Origin of the sequence: Pseudomonas izuensis, assembly GCF_009861505.1 — a bacterium.
In the GTDB taxonomy this organism is placed as follows: domain Bacteria; phylum Pseudomonadota; class Gammaproteobacteria; order Pseudomonadales; family Pseudomonadaceae; genus Aquipseudomonas; species Aquipseudomonas izuensis.
Genome location: NZ_WTFT01000014.1, coordinates 137,593 through 149,203, shown reverse-complemented (window position 1 = coordinate 149,203; position 11,611 = coordinate 137,593). Strand labels below are relative to the sequence as shown.

General features: G+C 58.3%; 14 protein-coding genes and 1 pseudogene. 5 read left to right on the top strand and 10 right to left on the bottom strand.

Translation table 11 applies throughout. From position 1 onward, the window contains the following. Positions 1-362, top strand: a 362-nt coding sequence (locus GPL81_RS31230; protein WP_218585649.1) for a hypothetical protein, incomplete at its 5' end; no start/stop codon positions are given. Further along, a pseudogene (locus GPL81_RS31720) lies at positions 316-477 on the top strand (DUF6124 family protein); the annotation flags it as partial. The gene GPL81_RS31230 and the pseudogene GPL81_RS31720, both read left to right, overlap by 47 nt. Before the next feature lie 634 nt (positions 478-1,111). Here GPL81_RS31720 and GPL81_RS14980 read toward each other — a convergent pair. The 4 genes from GPL81_RS14980 to GPL81_RS14965 all read right to left on the bottom strand — a co-directional run bounded on the left by GPL81_RS14980 (position 1,112) and on the right by GPL81_RS14965 (position 4,553). Then, on the bottom strand, positions 1,112-1,498 hold the full coding sequence (locus tag GPL81_RS14980) for a VOC family protein (RefSeq protein WP_160107379.1): 387 nt from the start codon (positions 1,496-1,498) through the stop codon (positions 1,112-1,114). A gap of 71 nt (positions 1,499-1,569) precedes the next feature. Next, positions 1,570-3,168 (bottom strand): arylsulfatase, encoded by a 1,599-nt coding sequence (locus GPL81_RS14975; protein ID WP_246218931.1) that lies wholly within the window; start codon positions 3,166-3,168, stop codon positions 1,570-1,572. Positions 3,169-3,488: 320 nt separating this feature from the next. Then, a complete protein-coding gene (locus tag GPL81_RS14970) occupies positions 3,489-3,668 on the bottom strand; it encodes a hypothetical protein (protein WP_160107377.1) in 180 nt (59 codons plus the stop codon). Between the two features lie 102 nt (positions 3,669-3,770). Continuing rightward, complete coding sequence (locus GPL81_RS14965) at positions 3,771-4,553, bottom strand: CHAD domain-containing protein (protein WP_160107376.1); 783 nt, start codon at positions 4,551-4,553, stop codon at positions 3,771-3,773. A 158-nt stretch (positions 4,554-4,711) separates the two neighbouring features. Here GPL81_RS14965 and GPL81_RS14960 point away from each other — a divergent pair, with 158 nt between their 5' ends. Further along, a complete protein-coding gene (locus GPL81_RS14960) occupies positions 4,712-5,485 on the top strand; it encodes a ParA family protein (protein WP_160107513.1) in 774 nt (257 codons plus the stop codon). Positions 5,486-5,611: 126 nt separating this feature from the next. Next, a complete protein-coding gene (locus tag GPL81_RS14955) occupies positions 5,612-6,025 on the top strand; it encodes an arsenate reductase ArsC (RefSeq protein WP_160107375.1) in 414 nt (137 codons plus the stop codon). Between the two features lie 66 nt (positions 6,026-6,091). Here the strand turns inward: GPL81_RS14955 and GPL81_RS14950 are convergent, their stop codons facing one another. Further along, positions 6,092-6,514, bottom strand: a complete 423-nt coding sequence (locus GPL81_RS14950; RefSeq protein WP_160107374.1) for a tautomerase family protein — start codon at positions 6,512-6,514, stop codon at positions 6,092-6,094. Between the two features lie 63 nt (positions 6,515-6,577). After that, positions 6,578-7,363: an SDR family NAD(P)-dependent oxidoreductase gene (locus tag GPL81_RS14945; RefSeq protein ID WP_160107373.1), complete on the bottom strand. Its 786-nt coding sequence runs from the start codon at positions 7,361-7,363 to the stop codon at positions 6,578-6,580. Positions 7,364-7,540: 177 nt separating this feature from the next. On the opposite strand from GPL81_RS14945, the gene GPL81_RS14940 reads away from it, so the two are divergent. Continuing rightward, complete coding sequence (locus GPL81_RS14940) at positions 7,541-8,047, top strand: winged helix-turn-helix transcriptional regulator (RefSeq protein ID WP_160107372.1); 507 nt, start codon at positions 7,541-7,543, stop codon at positions 8,045-8,047. A gap of 59 nt (positions 8,048-8,106) precedes the next feature. Here the strand turns inward: GPL81_RS14940 and GPL81_RS14935 are convergent, their stop codons facing one another. From GPL81_RS14935 to GPL81_RS14915, 4 genes are all read right to left on the bottom strand, one after another. Further along, on the bottom strand, positions 8,107-8,508 hold the full coding sequence (locus GPL81_RS14935) for a nuclear transport factor 2 family protein (RefSeq protein ID WP_160107371.1): 402 nt from the start codon (positions 8,506-8,508) through the stop codon (positions 8,107-8,109). Positions 8,509-8,535: 27 nt separating this feature from the next. Next, a complete protein-coding gene (locus tag GPL81_RS14930) occupies positions 8,536-9,294 on the bottom strand; it encodes an SDR family oxidoreductase (protein ID WP_160107370.1) in 759 nt (252 codons plus the stop codon). 172 nt (positions 9,295-9,466) lie between these two features. Continuing rightward, positions 9,467-10,372: a LysR family transcriptional regulator gene (locus GPL81_RS14925; protein ID WP_160107369.1), complete on the bottom strand. Its 906-nt coding sequence runs from the start codon at positions 10,370-10,372 to the stop codon at positions 9,467-9,469. A 196-nt stretch (positions 10,373-10,568) separates the two neighbouring features. Continuing rightward, positions 10,569-11,510: an AEC family transporter gene (locus GPL81_RS14915; protein ID WP_121103443.1), complete on the bottom strand. Its 942-nt coding sequence runs from the start codon at positions 11,508-11,510 to the stop codon at positions 10,569-10,571. Positions 11,511-11,611 lie beyond the last annotated feature (101 nt).

Here is an 11,611-nt window from a genome sequence, read left to right as displayed (position 1 = left end):
CACTGCCCTCCGGTTGGCTTCGCTGCACCTACATGCAGCGTGTTCGACTGCGTCGAACGGCGCTGCGCGCCACTCCCCGGATGAACACCTCCACTCAGCCTCCCGAAGGGGCGGGTGGATCAAAATCAAAAGCGGCAGGCGAGCTAACGCTCGGCCTGTTGAGTGGTGAGAAGCAGGTGTGCACCGTCCACTGTGGGAGCTGGCTTGCCAGCGAAGGCGGCCTCACAGCCAACCTTTCTCTCGCGGACATACCCAATCCCCCTGTAGGAGCGAGCCTGCTCGCGATGGACGTCAACGATAACGCGCACCTTCCGGGTTTGCGCTTGCGAAACCTTGGCCTTGGCCAGTGTCATGGCCAGTGAACTGGCGTTTCTCCTCGAAGGCCCTAAATGCAATCTGGCCTTGGGGATTCAGCAGATGATTTCTCTTGCCGAGTTGTCGGTGAATTGGGTGCTGGATCACGTTGATCCGCAATAAAGAAAGCCTGCTGAACCGGTGACGGTCAGCGGGATTGCTGTGGCCTGTGCCGCCGACTTCGCAGTTCAAGCCAGCTCCTACAGTTTCGCGTTCTCCCTGCAAGCGCTACCGCAAAAACAAAAGCGAGGCCGCCGCCCCTCTGTAGGAGCTGGCTTGCCAGCGAAAGCGGTTAATCAGTCAACATTGATGTTGAGGGTGCCGCCGTCTTCGCTGCGATGCGGCGACCCGACAAGCCAGCTCCTACAGTTACGCGTTTTCCCGGATGAATTTCCCATCTGATCCGTATTTTTCAGCGCTTTCTGCCTCTGTAATGCACTCAGTTTGCGTCGCACAATTACGGCAAGTTCCGCGCCTGAAGCCGCGGTGCACCGCAAACTCAATGTGTAGGGGGCCTTATGGGCAAGATGGCGATTTTTCTGGGTGGCTTTCTGGTGCTGACTATTTTGATTGGCGTGCTGGCGACGATTTCGCCGGTGTGAGGGGGGGACTGATCGGGGATTTTCAGGGGCTGACAGGGCCTCATCGCGGGCAAGCCACGCTCCCACAGGTAATGCGGCGTTCGTATCATCAGGGACCGACACAAAACCTGTGGGAGCGGGCTTGCTCGCGAAGGCGTCCGTCCGGCCTATCCAATTCAATGCCTTTGAACGATCTGGATCAGATTCCCGCAGGTGTCGTCAAACACTGCGGTGGTGACCGGACCCATGGCGGTCGGCGGCTGGGTGAATCGGACCCCGGCGGCACTGAGTCGCGCGTACTCTGCATGGATGTCTTCGACGCCGAAGGAGGTGTAGGGAATGCCATCCTGTTTCACCGCCGACTTGAACGGTTTCGCTGCCGGATGGGCGTCAGGCTCCAGCAGCAATTCGACCCCGTCTGGATCGCCCGGTGACGTGAGCGTCAGCCAGCGAAACTGGTCCATCGGAATGTCATGTTTGAGTTCAAAACCCAGCACGTCGCGGTAGAAGGCCAGCGCCTTTACCTGGTCGTCGACCATCACACTGGTGACCACGATCTTCATGAATCTCTCCTCCCTGGCGCGACGCAATCAGTAGCCAGTGGCAGCCCCGGGCGAAGCTGCCACTCCCAGGGTCAGTTAGGGATCGGAATGTTCACACCTTCCTTCTGCAGGTCCTCGCGCACCGACTGGAATTTCTGGTACTTGGAAATTTCAACCGGGCCGTCATAGGTCATGCTCTGCATCTTGCGAGGCGGATATTTGGCGTAGGTCTTCATGAGCTTGTCGATGGCCTGGCTGATCGGAACCATGGTCCAGGTGCGTTCGGTGATGTTGCTCATGAAAATGTCATAGCGCTCTTGCGGGTCCTGATACAGGTCGAAGACCTGCGGTACCGTCGCCACGTATTTCGCAGCGCCTTTCCAGCCCAGGTTGGTGTCCACGGCCAGGCCGCCTGTCGGGGCGCCATCGTCGCCACGCAAGTTGAACACAGCCTTGTAGTTGCCCACACGGGCAGCCCCCGGGGACAGCTCGTTTTCGGTGAAGTAGAACCACTCTTTTCGTGGATCGGGGCCGGTGCCCTTCAACACCGGGGTCATGTCATAGCTGTCGAAGATGATCGGCTGACCTTCGCGATCTTTCTCCGGCAGTTTGATCCCGGCCACCGAGGCGAACGTCGCCATCAGATCCAGGCCGCCGATGATGTCGTGGTTCTTGGCGTTCGCCTTGATCTGGCCGGGCCAGACCATGATCGCCGGCACCCGGTTGCCCCCTTCGCGCACCGTACCCTTGGTGCCCCGGAATGGCGTGTAACCGGCATCCGGATAAACGTCCTGCCAGGCGCCGTTATCGGTGGTGTAAACCACCAGGGTGTTCTTATCCAGCCCCAGCGCTTTCAACTTGTCCATGATGTGCCCGATACGGGTGTCGAGCTCGACGATCGAGTCGGCGTACTTCGTCTTGGAGATCGACTTGTGGACGAACTCCGGAGCGGGCAGGTTGGGTTGATGCACCTTCATGAAGTTGACGTTGATAAAGAACGGCTTGTCGGATTTGGCTGCGCTGTCGAGGAACTCCAGTGCTGCTTTCTCGACATAGCTGTCGAAGAACGGAACTCCGACCACACCCGGCTTGCCATCCACCACCGGCGTATCCACGTATTGTCCGTTGATCTTGAATTCCTCGACTGCCTTTTCCCCCGCCTTGGCGGACAACGCGCCTTTGGTCACTTGGGCGAACATGGCGCGGGTCTCCGGATCCATGTCCGGGAACCAGGTGGGATCGGCGTAGGTGTAGGCATTGAGGTGGTAAAGGCCGGCGTATTTCATGACGTCGTAACCTTGCGCATTGGGCAGTGCGTAGTCGGCCTCGCCCAAGTGCCATTTGCCGGTGAAATAGGTTTCGTAACCACCGGTTTTCAGCACGGAGGCCAGTGTCCACTCAGCCGCCGGCAAACCGCCGCCCTGGCCCTGGAATGCTACTGTGGTCATGCCGCTGCGGTTGGGGATGCGCCCGGTCTGCATCGCGGCCCGGCCCGGCGTGCAGCTGGGTTGGGCATAGAAGGAATAGAAGGTGGTGCCTTCTGCCGCCAGTTGATCGATGCTGGGCGTCGGCATGCCGCGACCGACACCGCCGCCATAGGGGCCGAGGTCACCGTAGCCGGTGTCGTCGGAGACGATAAACAGGATATTGGGTTTTTCGGTCTGTGCTGCCTGGGCAACGTTGATTGCCATTAACAATGAACATGCCAGGTAAAACCTGGGGCGGTGCGAGAACCTGTTCATAAGGGTTTTCCTTTCTCTGGTTCCGATCCGTGTTGCAGGTCGCCCAAGTATCGAGGGCAAAACAACAGGACCTTCGTGAGTAACCCCCCAACGTTTAGCCTGGACGGTTCAAGGAAACCCTTTAACGACTGGATCGAATCCCGCGTACCGTTCAAGGCGCCCGTAATAGCCTAGTACGGTGTTTTCGCCGCGCTTGTGACCAGCGGTGTAATTCAGTGTCATTCGTCGCCTGGGCTGGACTGGAAAAATCCGGCCCGGGCGTTAAAAGTCTAACTAACCTCCGGTTTTCCCCCTTCCAGGGCAAAGGTATGAGAGGCCGCCTCTATCCGCTCTTCGAGTTGGGCAATGTACGCTTTAGCGTCCTCCAGATTGGGGAACGAAATGGCCGTTTCGCCAAGCCATACCTTGCACCCGCTTCCTTGTTCATTTGCCTCGATTTTGATCTTCATCTGCAAACCCTTTGCTGTTGAGGCGGCGGAGGGTATCGCACTTTTTAGATGATTCAAAATGTATCAGAGGCTCTACAACAATGCTTTCAGGGCGATTTAACATTAGCCTTTTGAATTGTTCAGGTCTTTCTCAAGGTGATTGAGCAGCGATGCCAGTTTCATCTCGGCATCAGCCAGCGCCTGTTCGGATGCGACTTGCCAGTAAGGGGCGATTTCGAGCAGATCAGGTTCGGATTCGGCCCGCAGGCACCATTGATGATGATCGTGCCACGAGCCAAGGGACGACTGTACCGACTTCAGTTCAGCCCTGGATTTAGCCTTGAGCGGTGACAATGCCGGAAACGCATCGGTGAGGTATCTCGCGTTTTTCACGATGATCCTCAGTTCGTGCCGGTCAAAATCCTTGTCCCGAAGCCCGGCGATCAGCTGAGTGATTCTTTTCTTCAGGGCTTTCTGAACCTGACGTTTGACATCGGCCAGTTCGCCGGCTCTTTCGGCCGTCCTGAACAAGTCAGGCCACCGATCCAGTTCGTCAAACAGATTGTCGAGCTCCGGGCTGGCAACGATCTTGCGATTCTGTTCTGTCAGGGATGCGCTGCGACTCATCGCCTGGCGCGGATAACCCATTTTCTGCAGTTCACCGATGATGACCTCCAGATCCCTCGTGGGGGTCGTCACGCTGCCGACTTCAGCCGCCGCCTGATTCAACGCTGCAACCTCCGGCATGTTGCGCAGCGGACGCAAAAGGCTTCGAACTTTGCGAACCGCGATCCTCAGGTCGTGCAGGGCTTCGCTGTCGCTGTTGGCTTGCAACCGGGCACGAGCGTGATAGAGGGAGACTTCCAGGGTGATGATATTGGCCACGAAATCGTCGACAAAAGACATCATCGTCCTCGCTTGTGAGTGGATTCGCAGAGCGTAGCAGAGCTTCTGTTTGTTGCAGCCATTGCGCGCGATGGCTGCAATAAAAAATTCATCAAGTTACCGCAGCAGGTTCGCAACAAATCGATACACTGGAATCTTTTGCCACAGGAAGGGCAATGATGCGCCGCGTTGTTTTCAATCAGAAGGGTGGGGTGGGTAAGTCGAGTATTGTGTGCAACCTGGCGGCTGCAAGTGCAATGGAAGGCTATCGGACACTCGTTGTCGATCTGGATGCCCAGGCCAACTCCACGTATTACCTCACCGGTCTGACCGGCGATGACATCCCGGTGGGCATTGCCGATTTTTTCAAGCAAACCCTGTCTTCCGGGCCGGCAGCCAAAAAAAGCCGCGCCCAGATCGTCGAGACGCCCTACGACAATCTTCACCTCATCACGGCCAGCGGCGAGCTTGCCGACCTGCAGCCCAAGCTCGAAGCCAAGTTCAAGATCAACAAACTGCGCCGGCTACTGGACGACATTTCCCTGGACTACGACCGGATCTACATCGATACGCCTCCGGCGATGAATTTCTACGCCTTCAGTGCGCTCATTGCTGCGGACGCGGTGTTGATTCCATTCGATTGCGATACCTTCGCGCGCCAGGCGTTGTACCAGGTGCTGGCGCAGGTGGCAGAACTTCAGGCTGACCATAATGAGTCACTGGTCGTTGAAGGCATTGTCATCAATCAATATGTGAGTACCACGGGCTTGCACCGCAACCTGGTCGAAGAGCTCATCGTCGAGGGGTTACCGGTTCTTCCGGTGTATCTCGGCAGTTCGGTCAAGATGCGTGAGTCCCATGAGCGGTGCCAACCGTTGATTCACCTCGATCGGCATCACAAACTGACCGGGCAGTTCGTTGATCTCTTGCACGTGCTGGAGGAAGCAAGCTGAAGTGGCGCGGGCACTGAAAGATTTGGAAATAGTGCATTCCATCGACTTGAAGTCGGGCGATTAAAAACGCTGCTTAACTGAGCCATGTCGTTTTTTCAGATCACTGTTCGAACGGGGGAGAAAGTAATGGCTGACAAATTCCGGGTGCTGTTTGTCTGCGCTAAAAATGACGTTCGTTCGTTGTTTGCCGAGGCGCTGCTACGCCACACCGACTCATCCAGTTTCGAAGCGTTCAGTGCCGGTCTTGAGCCCGGTGAGGTGGATCCTCGAACCCTGGAGTCACTCGAACACATTGGCATTGAGACCAATGGCCTGCGCAGTAAATCGATCGATGAATTCGAGGGGCAGGAGTTCCACTATGTCATCACCCTGTGTGACAAGTCGTCCGAGGAAGACTCACGGATTCCGACCTCCGGCGAGGTGATCGTGTGGAGCTTCGAAGACCCGACGACCAGTGAGCGACATGAACCGTTTCGCCATGCGCTCCAGGAGATTCACGACCGCATCAAGATGTTTGTCACGGTGAAAACCAGGCAGTGAGCAGAGTGGGGCATGGTCGGTAAAACCACCGACCCACGGGTTCGTCATGTGGGTCGGTGGCATGGCTCAGGCCTGTAAAGGTGAGGGTCGATTCTCGCTGCGCCAGCGGATCTCATCAGGCGTCCCCGGCAGCGGTGGGCGATACCCTCCAATTGTCCACAGACTGAACGGCGTTTCGTCTACGTGCATCTCCCACCGCAGTCCCCGTTCAGTGATGAATGGCGCCAGCAGTTTTGCAACGGCATTGAGGAATCGCTGCTTTATCTCCTCGTCGTTGAACTGACGAGCGATGTGATCCACCGAGATGCGGACAAAGTCGTCTGCTGGCTCGCCGCCAATGTAGAACGACGACTTCGGTATCGCCTCGAACACAACTCCGACATAAAACGGCGGCAGCATGTGATAGAGGCTGGTGATGCGTTGAGAGATGGCTTGTTTGTCCTCGGACGAGAACGCTTCCTCAGGGTGATAGACCTTCCAGAGCGGCATGTTTTTTCTCCTTTCTTGTTTTCTGATTCCTGACACGAAATGCCGGGTGGTTCATGCGGTGGGTTATTGGGTGTAACGCTCGGCAGGCGTGCCGTGTTGGGTGAGCGCCTTGACCAGTCCGCCCCGGGCCATTTCAACGCTCTGCCAGGCAGTTAAATCATGGAGTGTCGGGAAGCACACGACTTCCTCTTGGTCCAGAGCATTCAAGGCGGCATCCACCAGCGCTTGCGGGGAGATAAACAGTTGGTCCGGGAACGGTGCCGGCTTGTCACCGAAGAACTCGGAGCGCACCGGGCCAGGCATCACCACCTGGACGGTGACATTGCTCTGGGCGAGTTCTGCTTGGAGTGAACGGGTGAAGTTGAGAACATAGGCTTTCGAGCCGCTATAGCCACCCGCGCCCGGAACAGGCATGAAGGCGACGACTGATCCGATATTGATGATCGTTCCTTCCTTTGCAGCAGCGAAACGCCGTGCGGCTGCCAGCGACAGGCGAGTCAGCGCCACGACGTTGACCTGGAGCATGTTGGCCGCTGTCGCGGGATCAATGCTGGTGGTCATGCCAAGCGCGCCCAGGCCTGCGCAATTGACCAGAACGCGCAGGTCAGTGGCGCTGCCGATCAGGGCCTCGACTTCCGATACGTCCTGCTCGTTAGCGAGGTCGGCAGTGACAACCTGAACAGTTCGGCCATGTTCGTTGCGCAATTGCCCGGCCAGTTCTTCAAGACGCTCAAGCCGTCGGGCCACGAGGATCAGATCGTGGCCACGCTCGGCAAGCCTGGCGGCATAAACGGCGCCAATACCTGACGATGCACCGGTCACCAGTGCGGTCCCCTTTATTGTGCTCATGCGCAATTCCTCTTGTTTTGGTTGGATGACCCAGTTAACTCTGATAACTGGAGTGACAAACCATAACTCTAGTAATCAGAGTGAGCAAGGCCTATTATTGGGTCAGGCTTGTCCCTTGGTCAGGCTCTGTCCGCAGGGTTATCCTGCGCACACATGTTTCGAGAAAGGCTGATTTCAATGCGATCCAAAGGCTTTGACGGCATGGCGTGTTCCATCGCCAGCGTGCTGGGCGCCATCGGCGACCGCTGGGGGGCGCTGATTTTGCGGGACGTGCTCCTGGGGCTCAGGCGCTACGATGATCTGCGTCACTCCACGGGCATTACCAACGCTACGCTGTCAGATCGATTGAAGGCGCTGGAGCAAAATGAGCTGATCGAGCGGCGGCAGTACCAATCGCGCCCGGACCGCTATGAATACGTGCTGACATCACAGGGGACAGACACCGCACTGGTGCTTATGGCTTTGGCACAAGTCGGCGACAAATGGGACCTGGGAGATCTGGGTGGACCTCCCCTGAGATTTATCAATGCGAACACAGGGAATGGGGTCAAACTCGCTCTGCTCGACGAAGCCACGGGCGAGAGGGTTGTCTTGCGAGACGTTCGGGTTGAAGAGGGGCCGGCAGCCGATGAACTGACTCGCTGGCGATTGGCAAAACGTGCAGAGCACGTTGAAACGCGTTAAGGGTGATCAACCTGGAACCGTGTTGCGATCACCCTCGCGCAGGCACTGTTGCGGATGCGTCAGCCTGGAAACTGATCACCGAACATGGGATGGCCACCCGCGGAGCCTTCGCGCGTAGCCTCGTCCTGAATCACATCCCAATGTTCGACCATCACACCCTCTTCGAGTCGCAGGATATCGACCACGACCCAGTTCGTCGGCTGGCCGAGGCCGGAGAAGCGTCCGTGCAGCATGACGAAATCACCTTCGGCCACCGCGAGCTGACATTCGTAATACAGGTCGGGCGATCCGGCAGCGACCAGTTCAAAAAGTCCCTCACGACCAGGGGGCACATGAGCGCTGTGCTGGATGTAAGAGGGCGACCAGAAGCGTTCGGCTGCCGCCAGATCCTTGCGATTGAACAGTGTCTGGAAAGCTTCGAGCACGATGGCTTTGTTTTCGGCGGGTGTGTGCAGGGTCATGGTTGGGTCCTATTGGCAAAATAAGGGTCAGCCGAGAGCCGGTCCGCTGGCGAGCATGTCGTTGAACTGATCGACCCACGCATGTTCGTTCGGCCCGGGATTGGCACGCATGGCTTCGGCGGGAGAGACGAGGACCTCGTCCACGCCGCTCTCGAACTGCTCCATGGCTTGCGTGATGAACTGGTCCAGCGGAATGGCGCGCTCTTCTTCGCTGCTGTTGAGCAACTCGGTGCGTACCCAGGGCGGCGCGACTTCAACCAGTTGGATACCTTGTTCACGCAGCAGGTAGCGTTGCGACAGCGTGTAGGAATGAAGCGCAGCCTTGGTCGCCGAGTAGACCGCCGCGACGGCCATTGGCACGAAGCCGAGCACGGAGGAGACGTTGGCAATCACCGCGTCAGGCCTGGCTTTCAGATGCTCGACCAGCGCCGAGGTCATGCGAATCGGGCCGAGCAGGTTGGTGGTGACGGTCAACTGCGCGAGCGCGTCGTCAACCGGCCCGCCGGCATTGTCCAGCATCATGACGCCGGCATTGTTGATCAGCACGTTCAGATCCGGGTACCTGGAGAGCAGCGTCTGTGCGGCGGCGCGGATGCTGTCCGGGTCAGTGATGTCGAGTTCGATCGCAGCCATGCCCGGATTGGCGTCCAGTGTTTGCTGCAGCCGCTCTTTGCGTCGGCCGGAGATGATCACCTGGTTACCCAGTTTGTGAAAGGCTTCGGCCAGGCCCCGGCCAATGCCGGAGCCGCCGCCGGTGATGAAGATGGTATTGCCGGTCATACGCATGACACGTCTCCTGGAAGGATGCTGTAAGGGGCGTCCAGCGCGGCGTTCGGTTGGATTCGTCGTGCTGAGTGACGGCACTAAACTGTCAGCTTCGGCGCAAATGCAGTAGCCGTCCTGATTGGCTATGACTTATGTAAGAAATGCATAAGGTCATGCAGCGAGTCGCTGCCACTTACATTCTCAACGTGTCGCTATCCTCGGCCAGGAGGCTGGAGATCAAATGCTCGATCAGCGCGCGGCCGGCACTTCGGGTGCGCGAGCCATGGGGGAAATAGGCATGCACAGGAATGGATTCGGTCTCCCAATCGGTCAGCAGGGGGACGAGTTCACCGGTTTCAAGTTCGCGCCGGCATGCCCAGGCCGTTGTCGACGTGATCCCCAAGCCCGCGGTGGCCGCTGCGACAGCTCCCTCGTTTTCGTCCGTTGAGAAATGCGCCTTGAGCTCAATGGTTCGGGTCTCTCCATTGCGTGTGAACATCCAGCCGCTGGGAACAATCGAGGCAGGGCCTGCGATGATTCGATGGGATTGCAGGTCCTCGGGGGTCGTTGGCTCGCCAGCGGCGCGCAAGTAGGCGGGGGCGGCGAGAATGAACCGGGAGATCGTCATGATCTGACGGCTCGTTGCACTGGAGTCCAACAGCCGTCCCAGGCGTATCGCGACATCGATATTTTCGCGGACCAGATCCTGCCAGTGATCGGCGAGCAGGACCTGGATATGCAGGTTGGGGTGCAGGGCTGCGAACGGCGCGATGCGCGGAATGATTTCCCTCACGCCGATGCTCGTTGGCATGCTGATTCGCACGACGCCACGCAGCTCTGCGCCCGCGCGAACGCTCTGTTCTGCTTCTTCCACCGCGGCAAGGATGGGCTCCATGCGCAACAGAAAATCCGCCCCCGCTTCAGTGGGCACGACTGCGCGTGTCGATCTCGCCAATAGCAGGGTGCCGAGATCGGCTTCGAGTTCGGCAATAGCCCTGGATACTTGGGATTGAGAAAGACCCACTTCACGGGCCGCGGCTGAAAAACTGCCCAGTCGCGCGACCCTGGTGAAAAGCCGGTAAGTGAAAAGGTCCTTCATGGGTTAGCACCTTCCATCAGCCCGTGTGCACGTTAAGGCCCCGGTTATCGGCGGTGCAGATTGTCACGCTGCTTCAGTATGGAAAGGATAGTCCGTGTAACCCGCCTCAGTATCACCAAAGAACGTCTCGCGATCGTACGGGTTCAGCGGCCAGCCATTGCGCAGGCGTTCCGGCAAGTCAGGGGTAGCCCCACCATCAGGCTGCCGCCAGTCCCCCGTCAATCAGGTAGATCGCCGCCGAAAACGTCACGATCGACAGCACGGTACTGACCAGGATGGAGGTGGCGGCTTCGCTCTGATAGGCGCCGGTCTGGTTCGCGAACATCGCCGGGATCGTCGCCGATGGAAGCGCACACAGCAGGATCATCTGTTGTGCGTAAAGGCCATGGGTGCCCAGTACGACAGTGGCGCCGAACATCAACACCGGGTGAATGAACAGCTTGAGCCCAAGGTTGGTCCACACCTCACCCGACATTTTCAGCTTCTCGGAAGACATGATCAGTCCCAGGCACAGCAGGGATACGCCAGGTGTTGCCTTGCCCAGAAGCGTGAGTGATTCCGCGGCCAGCGGCGGCAGTTTGACCTGAAGCAGGGAGAGGAGGATGCCCAGTGCCGGTGCCCACATCAGCGGGCGGCGTACGGCTCCCGACAGGCTCGACACGAATGCCTGGGTGCCGCTGCCTTTGCCATCGGCGATGGTCAGCAGCATGGTCGTCACCGGAATCATCACCAGGCTCGCGACCAGGTTCAGCACCAGCACTGAATAGATGCTGCCTGCGCCGTACATCGCGCCGAGGATCGGGATGCCCATGAAGGCGGCGTCGGGGTAGCCGTTGACGAAGCCCTTGAGCGTCGCCACCTTGAGGTCGCGAAAGCGCCACCAGCCAATCACCAGCGCGATCGTATACATGCCCATGATGCCGATAAACGTGGCAGCGACGAACTTGAAGTCGAACAGCTGTTCGCGAGGCGTGCCGGCCATCCCGACAAACAGCAGCGCCGGGAATATCCAGCCGAGCACCAGCCGGCTGATCAGCAGACTGTCCGAATGGCTGAGCCGCCCGCGCTTGCCGGCGATATAGCCCAGCGCGATCACAAACGCGACGGGCAAGATGGGCCCTACGATCCTGTCTAACATGTCATCAATCCTCGTATTTATTCTTATCAAGAATGTCGCCATGGCTGATCGAGGCTGGTGCGACGTTTGTTGCGTCGGCCTCGATCAACGGTGCAATCGGC